Annotated in this window: 14 protein-coding genes; 3 read left to right on the top strand and 11 right to left on the bottom strand. The window is 52.7% G+C overall.

Translation table 11 applies throughout. From position 1 onward, the window contains the following. Positions 1–9: 9 nt before the first annotated feature. The 3 genes from glgX to asd all read right to left on the bottom strand — a co-directional run bounded on the left by glgX (position 10) and on the right by asd (position 5,512). Entirely contained in the window at positions 10–1,986 is a 1,977-nt protein-coding gene (gene glgX / locus KW828_RS16730; protein WP_218337456.1) for a glycogen debranching protein GlgX, read from the bottom strand. Further along, a complete protein-coding gene (gene glgB, locus KW828_RS16735; protein WP_218337457.1) occupies positions 1,983–4,169 on the bottom strand; it encodes a 1,4-alpha-glucan branching enzyme in 2,187 nt (728 codons plus the stop codon). Before glgB ends, glgX begins: the two co-directional genes overlap by 4 nt. 236 nt (positions 4,170–4,405) lie before the next feature. Beyond that, a complete protein-coding gene (gene asd, locus KW828_RS16740; protein ID WP_218337458.1) occupies positions 4,406–5,512 on the bottom strand; it encodes an aspartate-semialdehyde dehydrogenase in 1,107 nt (368 codons plus the stop codon). A 176-nt stretch (positions 5,513–5,688) separates the two neighbouring features. On the opposite strand from asd, the gene KW828_RS16745 reads away from it, so the two are divergent. Then, the gene (locus tag KW828_RS16745; protein WP_218337459.1) at positions 5,689–6,282 is read left to right on the top strand and encodes a YhgN family NAAT transporter; all 594 of its coding nucleotides are present in this window, start codon (positions 5,689–5,691) and stop codon (positions 6,280–6,282) included. A gap of 69 nt (positions 6,283–6,351) precedes the next feature. Here the strand turns inward: KW828_RS16745 and gntK are convergent, their stop codons facing one another. The 7 genes from gntK to KW828_RS16780 form a co-directional block, all read right to left on the bottom strand. Continuing rightward, entirely contained in the window at positions 6,352–6,873 is a 522-nt protein-coding gene (gntK, locus tag KW828_RS16750; protein WP_218337460.1) for a gluconokinase, read from the bottom strand. A 137-nt stretch (positions 6,874–7,010) separates the two neighbouring features. Then, positions 7,011–8,006 (bottom strand): gluconate operon transcriptional repressor GntR, encoded by a 996-nt coding sequence (gene gntR / locus KW828_RS16755; protein WP_088221003.1) that lies wholly within the window; start codon positions 8,004–8,006, stop codon positions 7,011–7,013. Positions 8,007–8,108: 102 nt separating this feature from the next. After that, positions 8,109–8,804: a pirin family protein gene (locus KW828_RS16760; RefSeq protein ID WP_218337461.1), complete on the bottom strand. Its 696-nt coding sequence runs from the start codon at positions 8,802–8,804 to the stop codon at positions 8,109–8,111. 122 nt (positions 8,805–8,926) lie between these two features. Then, positions 8,927–9,964: an oxidoreductase gene (locus KW828_RS16765; protein ID WP_218337462.1), complete on the bottom strand. Its 1,038-nt coding sequence runs from the start codon at positions 9,962–9,964 to the stop codon at positions 8,927–8,929. 319 nt (positions 9,965–10,283) lie between these two features. Further along, on the bottom strand, positions 10,284–11,702 hold the full coding sequence (locus tag KW828_RS16770) for a Xaa-Pro peptidase family protein (RefSeq protein ID WP_256350233.1): 1,419 nt from the start codon (positions 11,700–11,702) through the stop codon (positions 10,284–10,286). Between the two features lie 38 nt (positions 11,703–11,740). After that, positions 11,741–13,183 (bottom strand): M81 family metallopeptidase, encoded by a 1,443-nt coding sequence (locus tag KW828_RS16775; RefSeq protein ID WP_218337463.1) that lies wholly within the window; start codon positions 13,181–13,183, stop codon positions 11,741–11,743. Positions 13,184–13,252: 69 nt separating this feature from the next. Then, positions 13,253–14,662: a PTS transporter subunit EIIC gene (locus tag KW828_RS16780; RefSeq protein WP_218337464.1), complete on the bottom strand. Its 1,410-nt coding sequence runs from the start codon at positions 14,660–14,662 to the stop codon at positions 13,253–13,255. A gap of 309 nt (positions 14,663–14,971) precedes the next feature. Between KW828_RS16780 and KW828_RS16785 the strand changes: the two genes are divergently transcribed. Further along, positions 14,972–15,754, top strand: a complete 783-nt coding sequence (locus KW828_RS16785) for a DeoR/GlpR family DNA-binding transcription regulator (protein ID WP_218337465.1) — start codon at positions 14,972–14,974, stop codon at positions 15,752–15,754. A 76-nt stretch (positions 15,755–15,830) separates the two neighbouring features. Then, positions 15,831–16,319, top strand: coding sequence for an N-acetyltransferase (yhhY, locus tag KW828_RS16790; RefSeq protein WP_218337466.1), 489 nt, complete (start codon positions 15,831–15,833; stop codon positions 16,317–16,319). A gap of 125 nt (positions 16,320–16,444) precedes the next feature. On the opposite strand, the gene KW828_RS21965 is transcribed toward yhhY, so the two are convergent. Then, the coding region (locus tag KW828_RS21965) for a hypothetical protein (RefSeq protein WP_232927287.1) at positions 16,445–16,514 on the bottom strand (70 nt) is incomplete at its 5' end.

Here is a 16,514-nt window from a genome sequence, read left to right on the forward strand (position 1 = left end):
ACTCCTTTTTTAAGACCTTTTGAAAACGCAAACTCCGTGCGCGGGCCCATGCCAGACAGCCATTACAACCGGATTATCCTCACCGGCAAATGGGGGAACGGCGCGCCATTCCCCGTCGGGTAAAACGATTTGTGCTACGTCGTCCGTGTTGTTGAGCGTAATAACATACCGCTCCGACAGCAGGATCTGCATACGACCCGCGCTTTGCGCCCACTCCTCAGGACGCAATGGCTGAGCATCTTTGTTCAGCCATTGCACGTTACCGTCACCTTCCTCCCACCAGGCGTTCAGGGTTAACGCCGGGATCTGCTGACGCAAGGCAATGAGCGCCGCAGTAAAGGTGATCAGTCCGTCATTTGCCTGACGCCAGTCCAGCCACGTCAGCGCGTTATCCTGGCAATACGCATTGTTATTGCCATGCTGGCTGTGGCCCTGTTCATCACCGGCCAGCAACATAGGCGTTCCCTGAGAAAGGAGCAGCGTGGTCAGCAGGGCATGGACACTATCCCGACGCCGCTCAATCACATGTAGGGAACCACCTAATCCTTCTATACCATGGTTATTGCTATGGTTATTGTTAGTACCGTCGCGATTCTCCTCGCCGTTCGCCTCATTGTGTTTCTGATTGAAACAAACGCAGTCACGCAGGGTAAAACCATCGTGCGCGGTGATCATATTGACCGACGCGCCAGGGGCACGGCCCGGTCGTTTGAACACATCACTGGAGCCAGCAAACCGGCGGACAAACTCCCCAGTCGAGAGATCTTTTGCCAGCCAGAACCGGCGCGCAGCATCGCGGAAATGGTCGTTCCACTCCGCAAACAACGGAGGGAAATTACCCACCTGATAACCACCGGCACCGATGTCCCACGGCTCGGCAATCAGCTTCACCGCACTGAGCATGGGATCGTTTTTAATGGCCTCGAACAGCGGCGCATGCGGGCTAAATCCCGGTGTGCGCCCCATGACCGGCGCCAGGTCAAAACGAAAACCATCAACATGGAAAGTTTCCACCCAGTAACGCAGACACTGCACGGCATATTTCACGGTATCCGGCAGGCTTAAATTTAGCGTGTTGCCGCAACCCGTCCAGTTTTCATAATCACCATCGTCCCTGATCCAATAATAGCTACGGTTATCGATTCCGCGCAGGGAGAAGGTCGGGCCGTCGAGATCGATCTCGGCGCTGTGGTTAAGCACCACATCAAGGATCACCTCGATGCCCGCCTGATGCAGCGCTTTCACCGTCTCGCAAAACTCCTCCCGCGCGCGCTCAGCATCGGCGGCATAACGGGGTTCCAGCGCAAACATCGCCAGCGGGTTATAGCCCCAGTAGTTGCTAAGGCCCATCCGTTGCAGGCGCGGCTCGCTGGCAAACTGCGCGATGGGTAACAGTTCGAGCGCCGTAATGCCGAGGCGTTTGAAGTAAGCGATCATGGCCGGATGGCTGAGCGCTTTGTAAGTCCCGCGCTCAGCTTGCGGAATATCCGGATGCAGGTAGGTCAGCCCTTTCACATGCGCTTCGTAAATCACGCTGTTGCCCCAGGGCGTGCGCGGTGGCGCGTCGTCTTCCCAGTCAAACAGGTCTTTCACCACCACGCTTTTCAGCGCGATGGTGGCGTTATCATGGGGATCGGGCCGCTCGTAACCGCCGTGGAATAGCGCATCGTCCACCAGTTCACCGTCAACGCGACGGGCGCAGGGGTCGATAAGCACTTTTGCCGGGTTAAAGCGGTGGCCGTGTTCCGGCGCCCAGGGGCCGTGAACACGGTAGCCATAACGCAGGCCCGCGCGGGCGCCGGCGAGAAAACCGTGCCAGACATCGCCGCTGCGGGCTGGCAGGTCATAACGTTGCTCGTTCCCTTCATGGTCATAAACGCACAGCTCCACGCGCTCCGCATGCGCGGAAAAAAGCGCGAAGTTGACGCCGCCGTCGGCGACGTGCGCGCCGAGCGGCTCAGGCTTCCCTGCCGCGAGTATCGTCATTCCGCCTCCCGCACCAGCCAGATCGTGGAGAGAGGAGGTAAGGTCAGGCACAGGGAGTGTGTCCGGCCATGGCTGTCAATCTGCTCGCTCTGAACCGCGCCACCGTTACCGGCATTGCTGCCGTGGTAGTGCATCGAGTCAGTATTGAGGATTTCGCGCCATTTGCCCGGCTGATTAATGCCGAAGCGATAGCCCGGACGCGGCACTGGCGTAAAGTTGCTGGCAACAATGATTTCGTTGCCGGCTTTGTCGCGACGCACGAACACAAACACCGAATGCGCTTTGTCGTCCACCACCAGCCATTCGAAGCCATAACCATCGAAATCCAGCTCATGCAGCGCTTTATGCTCACGGTAGGTGTGGTTGAGATCGCGTACCAGTCGCTGCACGCCGTGGTGCCAGTTGTCGCCGCCTTCCAGCAGATGCCAGTCAAGGCTGGCGTCGTGGTTCCACTCACGACCCTGCGCGAATTCATTGCCCATAAACAGCAGTTTTTTGCCAGGGAAGGCCCACATCCAGCCGTAGTAGGCGCGCAGGTTGGCAAACTTCTGCCATGCGTCACCCGGCATGCGATCGAGAATGGATTTTTTACCGTGGACCACTTCATCGTGCGACAGCGGCAGCACGAAGTTTTCGGTGTAGTTGTACAGCATCCCGAACGTGAGCTTGTCGTGGTGATGCTGGCGGTAGATAGGATCAAGCTTGAAATAATCCAGCGTGTCGTGCATCCAGCCGAGGTTCCACTTGTACCAGAAGCCCAGCCCGCCGTTCTCTGACGGTCTGGACACGCCAGGGAAATCGGTGGACTCCTCCGCCATGCTCACCGCGCCAGGCACCAGTTCGCCCAGTACGCGGTTGGTTTTGCGCAGGAACTCGATGGCTTCGAGGTTTTCGCGGCCGCCGTACTCGTTAGGGATCCACTCCCCCTCTTTGCGGCTGTAGTCGCGGTAAATCATTGAGGCCACCGCATCCACGCGCAGGGCGTCAATGCCGAAGCGCTCCACCCAGTACAGGGCGTTGCCGATCAGGTAGTTGCTGACTTCGCGACGACCGTAGTTATAAATCAGCGTGTTCCAGTCCTGGTGATAGCCTTCGCGCGGATCGCTGTGTTCATAGAGGTCCGTACCGTCAAATTCGGCCAGACCAAAGTCATCTTCCGGGAAGTGGCCCGGCACCCAGTCGAGGATCACGCTTAAGCCTGCGGCGTGCGCGGCTTTTATGAAATAGCGGAAGTCGTCTCGGGTACCAAAGCGGCGCGTCGGCGCGTAGAGGCCCGTTGGCTGATAGCCCCAGCTGCCGTCGAACGGATGCTCGTTAATCGGCAGCAGCTCCAGATGGGTAAAGCCCATCCATTTGGCGTAGGGCACCAGCTGGTCCGCCAGGTCGCGATAGCTGAGCCAGAAATTGTTATCGGTATGCCGACGCCAGGAGCCAAGATGCACTTCATAAATGGAGATCGGCGCATCGAAGTCATTGGCCCGTTTACGCTCTTCGCTCTGCACGACTTTTTCCGGCAACCCGCAGATCACCGAGGCCGTTTCCGGGCGCATTTGCGCTTCGAAGGCATAAGGGTCGGCTTTGATGCGCAGATTGCCGTTGGCGTCGAGCAGCTCGAATTTGTACAGCTGGCCATGATGGGCGCCGGGGATAAACAGCTCCCAGATGCCGGATTCTTTGCGCAGACGCATCGGGTGGCGGCGGCCATCCCAGTAGTTGAACTGGCCAACCACCGAGACGCGGCGGGCGTTCGGCGCCCAGACGGAGAATTTGGTGCCGGTCACGCCATCCATGGTGTCGGCGTGCGCGCCGAGCGTTTCATAGGGGCGCAGGTGGGTGCCTTCCGACAGCAACCAGACATCGAGATCCTGGATCAGCGGGCCGAAGCGATACGGGTCATCGATCAGGTTTTCCTGACCGTGCCAGACGACGGCAAGCTGATAGCGGAAGGGATTTTTGCGACGCTGGATGATACCGGCAAAAAAACCGCGTGAATCGAGGCACTCAAGCCTGGCGAGCTTGCGACCGGTCTTGGTTTCTATCACCCACACTTCGGTGGCGTCAGGGAGCAATGCGCGGACTTCCAGTCCGGCATCGGTGTAATGCATGCCGAGTACGGAAAAAGGATCCGCAAAGTGGCCTGCAATTAGCGCGTTAATCACGTCTCTATCGACAAGACTGGACATGTTTTTTCATCCTTTTATATGTGTGCCATAGCGTTCAGCCGTGAACAAACCACGGATGGCGGCACTTTTTTGGCCTGAATGGCGCACCGGCGTTTTCGCTTTGCCGGGACTACGCCCAACATAAAGCATAGCCAACGCTGTGTTTATCTCCTGACTTATTTAAAACATTTGCGTTAACGCCATGTTTTACGCAAAAAAAAGGAGGTGACACCGCACCTCCGCTTTGAGTAAACCGTTTACGCCAGCTGGCGCAGCATGCGCCGTAATGGCTCGGCGGCACCCCACAGCAGCTGGTCACCGACGGTAAAGGCAGAGAGATATTCCGGCCCCATGTTGAGCTTACGCAGACGGCCCACTGGCGTCGTCAGCGTACCGGTGACGGCCGCCGGCGTCAGTTCACGCATCGTGATGTCGCGGTCGTTAGGCACCACTTTCGCCCACTCATTATGCGCCGCCAGCAGTGCTTCAACTGTGGGGATGGACACATCTTTCTTCAGTTTAATGGTGAACGCCTGGCTGTGGCAGCGCAGCGCACCGACGCGGACGCACAGGCCGTCGACCGGGATCACCGACGAGGTGCGCAGGATTTTATTAGTCTCTGCTTGCCCTTTCCACTCTTCGCGGCTCTGGCCGTTGTCGAGCTGTTTGTCGATCCACGGGATCAGGCTGCCCGCCAGCGGTACGCCGAAGTTGTCCACCGCCAGTTCGCCGCTGCGGCTAAGGGCCGTCACTTTGCGTTCAATATCCAGAATGGCCGACGCCGGGTTGCTCAGTTCATCAGAGACATGGTGATGCAGCTGGCCCATTTGCGTTAACAGTTCGCGCATGTGGCGCGCACCGCCGCCGGACGCCGCCTGGTAGGTCGCCACCGACACCCACTCCACCAGATCCTCGGCAAACAGGCCGCCGAGGGACATCAGCATCAGGCTGACGGTGCAGTTGCCGCCAACGAAGGTTTTCACTCCTTCGTTCAGACCACGGGTGATCACGTCCTGGTTAACCGGATCCAGAATGATAATGGCATCGTCTTTCATACGCAGTGACGAGGCAGCATCGATCCAGTAACCCTGCCAGCCGCTTTCACGAAGCTTTGGATAGATTTCGTTGGTATAATCGCCGCCCTGGCAGGTGACAATGATGTCGAGTGCCTTCAACGCATCCAGATCGTAAGCATCCTGGAGGGTGCCAGCCGGTGTGGAACCGAATGTCGGCGCGGCCTGACCCAACTGGGACGTTGAAAAGAAAACCGGGCGAATGGCGTCGAAGTCGCGCTCTTCTACCATGCGTTGCATGAGTACGGAGCCGACCATGCCGCGCCAGCCGATAAAACCAACATTTTTCATAGCGTATTTTTCCTGCGAAGGTGTGTGCTGTGTGTGCGAACCAGTTTCCGACTGGCGTCCCTTCACCTTACAAAATGCAGCTAAAGTCGCAAGTGAAATTAATCAATGATAGCGACGTCATCAGAAATAGAGCTTATAGGCAAAAAATCTGGGGCGAGTATTAGGGAAAGTATTAAATGAACGAAATCATCTCCGCCGCAGTGCTGTTGATCCTGATTATGGATCCCCTCGGCAACCTGCCCATTTTTATGTCGGTGCTCAAACACACGGAGCCGAAGCGCCGCCGGGCCATTATGATCCGCGAGTTGCTGATCGCCCTGCTGCTGATGCTGATTTTCCTGTTTGCCGGCGAGAAGATCCTGTCGTTCCTTAATCTGCGCGCCGAAACGGTGTCTATTTCGGGTGGCATCATTCTGTTTTTAATCGCCATCAAGATGATTTTCCCCAGCGCAACCGGCGGCAGCCACGGGCTGCCCGCGGGCGAAGAGCCGTTTATTGTACCGCTGGCGATCCCGCTGGTGGCAGGCCCGACGCTGCTCGCCACTTTGATGCTGCTCTCGCATCAGTATCCGAATCAGATGGGACATCTGGTGATCGCGCTGCTGCTCGCCTGGGGCGGTACCGTGGCGATCCTGTTGCAGTCGTCGCTGTTTCTGCGTCTGTTGGGGGATAAAGGCGTGAACGCGCTGGAGCGCCTGATGGGGCTAATCCTGGTGATGCTCGCCACCCAGATGTTCCTGGACGGCATCCGGGCGTGGATGAAAAGCTAATAAAAAAGCCGGGTCGTGGCCTGCGCCTCACCCGGCTTCCTGTCTTGTTACCCGCTTTACTGCTCTGCTTTACTGCTTGATGACGGCAATGGTGCTGGCAACAACGCCTTCCAGCGGCTGATCGATATTCACCACCAGCACATCCTGCTCGTCGGCACCCGGCTCTTCGAGCGCATCAAACTGCGTCACCAGCATCTGCGTTTTAAAGAAGTGGCCTTTACGTGCTTTCAGGCGGCTTTCGATCACATCGAAATCACCCTTCAGGTAAATAAAGGAGAGGTTCGGGTTGCCATCGCGCAGCAGATCGCGATAGCGCTTTTTCAGCGCGGAACAGACGATCAGCGACACTTTATTGGTGCGCTGCATGGCGAAAGCGGCGTCATTGAGCGCCTGTAACCACGGCTTGCGGTCGTCGTCGTTCAGCGGGTCGCCTGCGGCCATCTTCGTGATGTTGCTGCGCGGATGCAGGAAGTCGCCATCAAGAAAGGCGGCCTGGATCTGGTGCGCCACTTCGCTGGCGACAGCGGATTTACCACTGCCTGATACGCCCATCAGGACATAGACATGGTGATCAAGGTTAGTCGTGCTCAAGGCGTCGCTCCCACTTGTACTAAGGTGAATTGTTACGGGTAACAGTTATCGGTAACATTTTCATGCCGGGGATGCGGAGAAGCAATATCCATTCGCGCCAGAAGTGAATAAATGTGAGCCACTTCAAATTTGTCAGACTAGATGGATCCGCCCGGCGACAGGGTGAAACCTAAATCTAACATTTTGGGCGTCACGGTTTCGCCACGGATGCGCGCCAGCAGACGTTCAGCCCCGATGCGCCCCATGCGTTCGCGCGGCGTGAGGACGCTGGCAAGACGCGGCTCCATCACCTGACCAATGTCGTGGCCGTGGAAACCCGCAATCGCCATGTCGCCGGGAATGGTTAATCCCAGGCGCTGACACTCAAAAGCGGCACCGACGGCCAGATCGTCGTTGGTACAAAATATCCCGTCGAGCTGCGGATATTCGCGACGCGCCTGGCGCATCAGTTCAATTCCGGCAGTGTAGGAGGATGATTGCTCCACCATCACGCTGTAGGGCGTCAGACCGGCTTCACGCATGGCCTGCTCATACCCCTGCTGTTTGATAATAGTACGTTCATCCAGACGTGCGCCCAGATAGGCAACGTGGCGGTGGCCGCGGCTGATGATTTCCGCCGTCATCTGACGCGCCGCTTCCAGGTTGTCGAAACCGACGGCAATATCAAGGCACGGGGATTTACTGTCCATCAGCTCCACCACCGGAATGCCCGCCACTTCGATCATTTTTAGCGTGCGCGGGGTATGGCTGCGCTCGGTGAGGATCAGCCCGTCGATATTCCAGGAAAACATCGATTCCAGCCGCTCTTCTTCCAGTTCCGGCTTATAGCCGTAGTGCGCCAGCATAGTCTGATAGCCGTTCGCATCGGTGACGCTTTCGATTCCGCGCAACACTTCGGCAAACACCTGGTTCGTTAAGGAAGGCAGCAGCACGCCAATGGCGCGGCTGGTAGCATTGGAGAGAATATCGGGGGCGCGATTGGGAATGTAGCCCAGTTCATCAAGCGCAGCAGCGATTTTGCCTCGTAACGCGACGGAGACTTGTTCCGGGTTACGCAGGAACCGACTGACGGTCATTTTGGTCACGCCAACGCGATCTGCAACGTCCTGAAGTACGGGTCTTTTCTTTTTCATCGTGCCTGTAAGATAAACGGGAAAACATCGCTCCAGTTTATCACGGACAGCAGACAACCTCCCCGGAGATAGAGGGAGGTTGTGTTATTTATTTAAGCGGGATCAAACTGGCGGCAGGTCAAACAGCAGAATTTCGCTGTCGCTGTCGGCATGGATAGAGAGCGCCTGCTCATCCCAGATTGCCAGACCATCAGCCGTGCTGGCTTTGGTGCCGTTAATGGACACCTCACCTTTCACCACCTGGATCCAGATGCGACGTTCTGCGGCCACCTGGTAAACGGACTGCTCATCTTTCAGCAACGCCCAGCGGGACAGCTCCATATCCTGATTCACTTTCAGCGAACCGTCACGGGCATCCGGCGACAGCACCAGCTGGCGACCCTGCGCGGCGTCGAAGCGGCGCTGTTCGTAGCGCGGCGTGATGCCGGTTTTTTCTGGAATGATCCAGATTTGATACAGGTGCAGCTTATCGGTGGCGCTCGGGTTGTATTCCGAGTGACGCACGCCAGTACCGGCGCTCATGATCTGGAATTCACCTGCCGGAACCTGCTCTTTATTCCCCATGCTGTCCTGGTGCTCAACCGCCCCTTCCAGCACGTAGGTCAGAATTTCCATGTCTTTGTGCGGGTGGGTGCCGAAGCCCTGGCCTGCATCAATCACGTCATCATTAATGACGCGCAGCGCAGAGAAACCCATAAAGTTCGGATCGTAATAATCTGCGAAAGAGAAAGTGTGCCAGGAATCCAGCCAGCCATGATTTGCATGACCACGTTCGTTTGCTTTGCGTAAGAAAATCATTTTTTCATCCCCGTCTGTTTTCGATGGAGTAAGTGTGGACGCAATCGATTCGGGATGATAGAGGGTGAAAATTGACTCCTCTGTTCAAAAAAAGTGAACAAGTGCAGAGGAGCCAAATCCGCTTATTTTGCGAGGGTTACCGTGGAGGGCGAGGCCTGCTCGAAGCCGCGTTCCAGGATCTGAAGGTTGGTCATTACTTCAGATTCCTTGACATAATTCGGCTGTCCCTGGGTGAGGGTGGCATACAGCGCGTCATACACCCGGCCATAGTCGCCGGTTTCCGCAGGCCACTCTTCACGCACGGTTTCGCCAGCGTCGTTGACGTACTCCAGAATGGCGATGCTGTCATCGGCGGCAAAGCCCGCCTCGCCCGGCATGATATTGGCCTTCAGGCTGGTTTCCTGCTGGTCGATACCGTATTTAATAAACGAGCCTTTGGTGCCGTGAACGATAAATTTCGGGTAATCGATTTTCACATAGTGGCTGGTTTTGACGATGGCTTTTAGATCGCCGTAAAACAGCTGCGCTTCATAAGTATCATCCGGGTTGGCTTTGTTACGCAGGCTGCGGATGTCATAAGAGACATGATCCGGGCGGCCAAACAGCGAGATGATCTGATCCAGAGTGTGCACGCCAAGCCCGTAAAACATGCCGTCCTGCGGCAGGCCGGGTTTGGTTTCCGCCACCGGGCGGAAGTAATCGAAATGGCTTTCAATTTCGACGATCTCCCCCAGTTTTCCGCTCTCGATGGCTTTTTTTGCCGTCAGGAAGCAAGCGTCAAAGCGGCGATTCTGGTACGGCGTGACGGTCAGCCCTTTGCTTCGCGCCAGTTCAAACAAGGTTTTTGCTTCGGCAAGCGTTGGCGTGAACGGTTTTTCCACCAGCACGTTTTTCCCCGCTTCCAGCGCGCGTTTCGCGTACTCAAAATGGCTGTCGGCGTGGGTGCAGACCACCACCAGTTTGACCTGCGGATCCTTTAACACTTCATCCAGATCGCTTGTGAAATGGATGTGCTGATACTGCGGCTGTTGCTCTTCCGGCTTCGCATGGCGACGGAAGATATGCGCCACATGCCAGGTATCTTTGCGGTTGAGAACATACGGAAGGTGATAACGCGTGGTGCTTTTGCCAAATCCAATAAATGCGCAATGCAGGGTCATGGTATCGTCCTTTTTAAGGTTACTTTCATAACCATAGCGCATACCGATCAGGATTTTAATCGACTTGTCTCACGGACTTTGCCGTCGGCGTCGCAGTCAGTTTGCTTACGGCAAGCGCGCAGGGTCCGGAGCGTACTCTCTGTACGTGAGGAACCCGAGCACATCCCGGGAGCAAAATGGCACGTCAGCCAGGCTAAAAATGGCAAAAAAAAAGCCAGCACGCGGCTGGCTAAGATAATACTGGAAGCAATGTGAGCAATGTCGTGCTTTCAGGTTTACCGTAGCGGTCCCCCTGAACGCATGGCAATAATAATCATTATCATTCGCACTTGTCTACCCCTTTTTGTAAAAAATGGCAGACAAAGGCGGTGTCCTTATCCAGTAACCAGGGGCGCAAATAAGCTACCGTACTGCACATCGGTAAGATGTCCGCGGACAGCTGTATCCCCAGTGTTTCGATAAGGTATTGTCTGCGCCGCTGCATCCGCTGCCATAGCTGAGGATATTGAAGCTGAATTTCCCGTTGCAACTGTTCGTCTGCCAGCAGTACCGTGCTTTCAGCGGAAACGCCACCAAGGTTGGGTATGGAAGGGATGATGTCAATTTGCAGGATCATTCCGCTAAGCAATGTTTGCTGAGAGCCTTCATAAATGGGAGAAGACATCCACTCTTCTTCAGCGGTCAAGTGGCCTGGACAAAGCGACCAGTGATATTTTGTGCGTGGCAATATCGCATCGATAGAATCGAACAGATCCCCGCCGCGCATACCCACGTTAATGACCTCCAGCCAGTGGACATAGGCCGCAAAATAGGGTTTAGCAATGGCCTCCAGATAATTTTCCGCCCCGCTGGATGAGAGATTATCACCGTTTACGGCATATCCGGCTCGGCTGGAAGCGCCGCCGCGATACCCGACGGTCAACGAAATCGTATCCCCATACTTCACCGTGTTGTCGCCAGGAAATAGATTACCTTTAATAAAGCGCGGCCCGCTGGCGGCTATAGTGACAATATTGGTATGTTGCCCTGCACGCACCAGGCAATCACCTAATTCTTGCTCGGTAACGCCAGGAGCCAGCTTGTTCATCGCATCCAGAATACAGTCGGAGGCTAACGCTGCTCCATATTCATAGTGCGCGACTTCGTTAGCATTGTTGACCGTTCTGACACCGTTTTCCCCAATAAATAAATCGGTTTCGTTCGTCAAACAGGTTTCATCACCGACGATATTGCGAATGGTATCGACAATAAAAGACGGAAGATCATAAATTTTTTTATTGATTTCTGAAGCATCGGTAAACATCTTCCAGCCAACTAAACCGGTGCGCGCATTCTCACGAATGCCTGCTTCAACAAGCAATTCTTTAATCGACTTATCGCTTCTGTTGGGTTGATTAGGCAGTGAAAAATGCGATAAATGCACCGCCCTGACTTTGACGCGCGCCTTACTAACTTTGTTGAGATTTTCATTGCCGAGGACCAGGGTGATTTCACCATCGACGTTAATAATCATCAGCGCTTCTTCAAAGCGGGTAAAAAAACCGGTCAGGTACTCAAAATTGCCGCAATGCTCCACATCACCATAGATCACCAGCTGCTCAAGACCACGTTGCTTCATCATGGTGAGTATTTTGTTTTTTCTATGCTGGATGGTTTCATCAGTAAGTACCACAGGCGTGCCTGCACAGTCTTTCTCGGGTGGCCGGATTTTTTTAAGGCTTATGTCATATTTTTTCATCTTAACCTCTTTTGCCAATCAGCGTGCAAAGCGACATGTTACATATCATCAATTGGGAACATGGGCCGCATAATTCTTTTAAAAGGAATAGCGCGTGTATTTTGCGGCGTTGCGCCCAGGGTCAGAGACATCACACATAATTTTCCTTTATCTTTGAGCTCGGGGAAAATATAGCCCTGCTTAACCACAATGATGTCATATTCATCCCAGTTCAGCCCTGCGCCAGTAAACTGATGATGCTCGGCCATTGTTTGCCGGGTGCTGGCTACGACAATATCAACAGGTCGTCCCTTGACTGACACAGTGACACTGTATCCATAGCAGGCATCATGAGGATGAAGCATATAACCGCGTAATTCGCCACTGGCTTTAACAGTAACGTCAAGGTCAACGCTTTTGGACATCTCATCATAATTGACGCCAAGGTTAATATGCGCTTCTTCACCCATTCTCAGCTGACTAAGTTGCTGATAAGTGTGCGGATCGCAAATATTGGCAAACAACACCTTTTTAGTCAGATCGCCGACCTCTAAAAACTGGCGCAAAATATAAGTATTCCATCCGGTAGCGCCCGACGTGGTGTTATCGCCAGAGTCGGTAATAAATACCGGTTTATCATTGAACTCCAGAGCCATTTTTAAAGCGTCATCAGGCTGCGCGGTTAACCCGGTATAATGAAATTCATGCCGTTTATTCCACACGTAATCTGCCAGTCGATCGGCTATCTCCTCAGCATAAGATTGATCGCCTGCCGTAGCGGGAACAACAACGATCCCACATCCGGCGACATCCGTATCATGGCGTATATATCCTGGATGCCAGCTGACGCTCATGATCCGTGGATCATTTTCCAGCTCATTCATATAGAGATTGATACTTTTGACAGGTTCATCGGATGAGACGCTTTGTTCGCCGCCTAAGATCATAGGTAGTTTACGATAGACAGAGTGAATATTCTGACGCTCTCTCAGGAGATTACAGAGCATTGACGCCACCTGTTTAGCGGTATCAAGGCTATCCGTATGGGGCGACTCTCTGTAACTGCGGATCAGCGTGGTAGCATTCACATAATCCTCACATAAATTACCATGAGGATCGCATACCACGGCAACAGGCATATAAGCTCCGACTATTTCACGGATTTTCTTCAGGATATGATGATCGCCCGAGCCAAGGCCTTCAACCTGACTGGCGCCATGCAACATCAGATAAATGCCGTCAATTTCATGCAGGTGGTTTTGCGTCGCGTCTAAGAAACAATGTTCAATGTAGTCGAAGGCCTCTTTAGTTATGACGCCTGAAGAACCTGCATCCGCATACACTGCCGGGATTAATTCAATACCTGCTTCAGCGAAAACAGCTCCCACATGCATTCTTTCAATACATTCGTCGCCGAATGATAAAAGAAAATCGCTGATTTTATTTTTAAGTGGGATATTTGCATTCGACTCCGTCATGAAATGACCAACGAGCACTTTCATTTTATACTCCTTGTTTATCAGGATATAAGAAATCACTTTCACCTGTTGAAAACGATTATAAGATCGCAATCATTCAAATACCTTACGGTTGCTAAACTGCTTTTTATCATCCAGGGATAAAATAATTCTGGTGGCGACAAACGACACCAGTATCGCAACACTGGCAACAACCGCGGCAATGATCACGTAATGCAGGCTGCCACTTTTATCAACAAAGAATAAAAAGGTTAATAGTCCCGGACAGCCGCCTTCAACGAAAGAGCGAAGCCCCATTATTCCGGCAATAATCCCACCACTCACAGCTCCCATGGCGGTACCAATAAGCACCCGGGGCCGCACCAGCAAACTGCCATAAAATGCGGGTTCGGTGACACCACACAACGCAGTAATGGCAAAGGAGGCAATCATACCTTTTTGGGCTTTATTATTTTTAATACTGCTGGCAACTCCCAGAGCTGTCGCGCCAATACAGATATTCGAGATAAACCCCATGGTCCCGGTAACCGAGTTGAAGCCGATGGTTGCGATTAGCTGGACAGAAATAGGGGAAATCGCCTTATCGATGCCGAGCATCACCATATACGGATAAACCGCGGCCAGAATAGGTTGCGAAAGGAAACCCACGGCATCGCCTAACCATATACAGAAATCACCGATCGCGCCGCTTAAGTAAGTCCCCATAGGCCCTAGTATGATTAGCTGTACCGGTACTACGATAAACATGGTCAGCAGGGGTTTTACAAAGTAGATAACGGCTTCAGGAATGACTTTTTTCAGCACTTTATCGACGTAGTACATGAAAAAAACACCGAGAATTATCGGCAAAATGGCAGAACCGTAATCAATCTGCGGGATCGGTATTCCGAGAAAGTTCAGACCAGCGACATCATTTATCCTTTCCGTCAGCAATACCGCACCCAGAAATGCGCCCATAATAGGTTGCATTTTCAATTGCGATGCCAGGGTATAACCAATATAAACAGGTAGAAAGGTAAAGCCAGCCTGAAATATTGCCAGTAATACGTTTGCCGTCCCGCTATTGATGTCCATGCCAAAGTAGTTCATTAGCAGGTTTCGTATAGCCAGGATCATACCGCCGACAATCATTGCCGGAACCACAGGCATAAAAATGGGTGATACAAAGTTTCCGAACTTGTTCAAATACCAGGAGACATTACGTGGGCCACTTTCCTCTTCGTCGACGCTGCCCCTCTCGCCTGCACTATTTTTCCAGCCAGAAACCTCAACAAAATCATGCCAGGCATCATTTACATTCGGCCCGATAATAATCTGGATTTGTTTATCTTTATTTATAACACCTGCGCAATCCGGCAGGGTTTTCAGTGCCTCGAAATTAATATTACTTCTTTTTATAAAATCTATGCGAAGTCTGGTAGCACAATGCGTTACATGACTTATATTTTCTTTCCCACCAAGATGCCCCACGGCAAGCCTGGACATTTCCGTATATTTACCCATAACACTCCCTCCTTGCGAGAGTTATAAGATTTGATAATAAAAGCTTCATCAGGGGTCTGCACTTTGTTACAAGACAACACAATAAACATAAAATGTTTATTTGTGTTATATTCTGATCATTAAATGAGCAGCAGATCACGCAAAAACATCAAAATAACACCCAACTGTGCTATGTCTCACAGAAGAGCAGCAGAAATAAGGAACTGAGGGGTTTATGCTTGCCGGACGTCTATAAACAAGTGTAATTTGTTGTTTTATCAGTATTTAATGAGCACTAGCGCTCTGATAATACCTATGAGAGAAAGTTTGATGAAACAAACCAAACGGCAAATCTATATTCTTGAAACCATTAAGGTTAATGGCGAGGTGAACACGCAGGATTTGGCCCGTAAGCTGAATGTTTCGACCATGACTATCAATCGGGATTTTAAAGCGCTGGCGAGTACCGGTGCAATACAGTTGATTTACGGTGGTGCTATCTCCTGTGAGAGGAACAGCTCTGAGTACCCGATGAGCCTCAAAGAAGAAGCAAACCCGGATGGTAAAAAATGCATTGCTGCCTGGTGTAAGCAACTGGTGAAACCAGGAAGCTCAGTGTTTATCGAAACGGGAACCACAACCCTCGCCGTGGCAAAAGAAATATTCCGTACTGAAGACTGTACCTTTTATACTAATTCGCTTCTTGCGATGAATGCGCTTTCTAAATACGAATCGATAACTCTGAATGTAATCCCTGGTAAATACCGCAGTTTATCTCAAGGTTTTCTAGGCATACAAGCCGTTGATTATATTAAACAATTAAATTTTGATATTGCGTTTATTGGCACAGAAGGTATTGATCTGAATTCAGGGATCACCCTTCCCAATGAAGAAGATGCTTATACAAAAAAAGCGATAATGCGCCAGGCACAACAGGTTATCGTCGTGGCCGACCATACAAAATTTGGTTTAACACATTTACATAAAGCGTCTGATTTAAATGACGTTGATTTAATTGTCACCGATCTCGATGAGAATGCACCGCTCTTTTGCGCCATACATAAAATTACTCGTATTATCTCAGCCACGAGTCTGAGTCACACTTCCTCTTAGTCACAAAAATGGCAGTTGACGCACATCGCAGAGTACCTGATGTTAAAAGGGATATTTCACCCACAGGAGAGAAGGAATGAGCGACATCGTGATCCGCCATGCACAGCCGAGCGATACAGAAGCATTACGCCAGTTGAATGCCCAGCCGGAGGTCTATCACGACACGCTACAAATTCCGCATCCCTCGATGGAAATGTGGCAGGAGCGGCTAAAACCGCAGCCGGGTCGTCGCCATCTTGTGGCCTGTATTGACGGCGTAGTGACAGGCCATCTGGTCCTGAGCGTTGAGCCGAATCCACGCCGCAGCCACGTTGCGACTTTCGGCATCAGCGTATCGCCCGACTTCCGCAATCGCGGCGTTGGCAGCGCATTAGTGCGTGAGATGGTGAACCTGTGCGACAACTGGCTGCGCATTGAGCGCACCGAGCTGACGGTGTTTACCGATAATGCCCCCGCGCTGGCGCTGTACCGTAAATATGGATTTGAAACCGAAGGCACCGGCAGACATTACGCGCTGCGCAACGGTGAATATGTCGATGCGCTGTTTATGGCGCGGCTGAAATAGCGTCCCCTCACCCTACCCCTCTCCCCAAGGGAGAGGGCATAAACCGATGCCATACCCCCCTCTCCCCACGGGTGTACAGTCCGGGGACATGGTAGACAGGTGTTCGGGGACATGGTGAACACTTTTTAACATCCTTTACCCATGGTGATCGACTTTTTCTTCAGGTCGATCACCCCCACTTTCGTGCTGTACCAC

Source organism: Enterobacter sp. ENT03 (genome assembly GCF_019218745.1).
Lineage (GTDB): Bacteria > Pseudomonadota > Gammaproteobacteria > Enterobacterales > Enterobacteriaceae > Enterobacter_D.

Coding starts and splice junctions, on each gene's coding strand:
- KW828_RS16745 (WP_218337459.1), top strand. CDS start 5,689: ATGAACGAAATCATCTCCGCCGCAGTGCTGTTGATCCTGATTATGGAT.
- KW828_RS16765 (WP_218337462.1), bottom strand. CDS start 9,964: ATGACCCTGCATTGCGCATTTATTGGATTTGGCAAAAGCACCACGCGT.
- gntR (WP_088221003.1), bottom strand. CDS start 8,006: ATGAAAAAGAAAAGACCCGTACTTCAGGACGTTGCAGATCGCGTTGGC.
- glgB (WP_218337457.1), bottom strand. CDS start 4,169: ATGTCCAGTCTTGTCGATAGAGACGTGATTAACGCGCTAATTGCAGGC.
- yhhY (WP_218337466.1), top strand. CDS start 15,831: ATGAGCGACATCGTGATCCGCCATGCACAGCCGAGCGATACAGAAGCA.
- asd (WP_218337458.1), bottom strand. CDS start 5,512: ATGAAAAATGTTGGTTTTATCGGCTGGCGCGGCATGGTCGGCTCCGTA.
- glgX (WP_218337456.1), bottom strand. CDS start 1,986: ATGACGATACTCGCGGCAGGGAAGCCTGAGCCGCTCGGCGCGCACGTC.
- KW828_RS16780 (WP_218337464.1), bottom strand. CDS start 14,662: ATGGGTAAATATACGGAAATGTCCAGGCTTGCCGTGGGGCATCTTGGT.
- KW828_RS16775 (WP_218337463.1), bottom strand. CDS start 13,183: ATGAAAGTGCTCGTTGGTCATTTCATGACGGAGTCGAATGCAAATATC.
- KW828_RS16760 (WP_218337461.1), bottom strand. CDS start 8,804: ATGATTTTCTTACGCAAAGCAAACGAACGTGGTCATGCAAATCATGGC.
- KW828_RS16785 (WP_218337465.1), top strand. CDS start 14,972: ATGAAACAAACCAAACGGCAAATCTATATTCTTGAAACCATTAAGGTT.
- KW828_RS16770 (WP_256350233.1), bottom strand. CDS start 11,702: ATGAAAAAATATGACATAAGCCTTAAAAAAATCCGGCCACCCGAGAAA.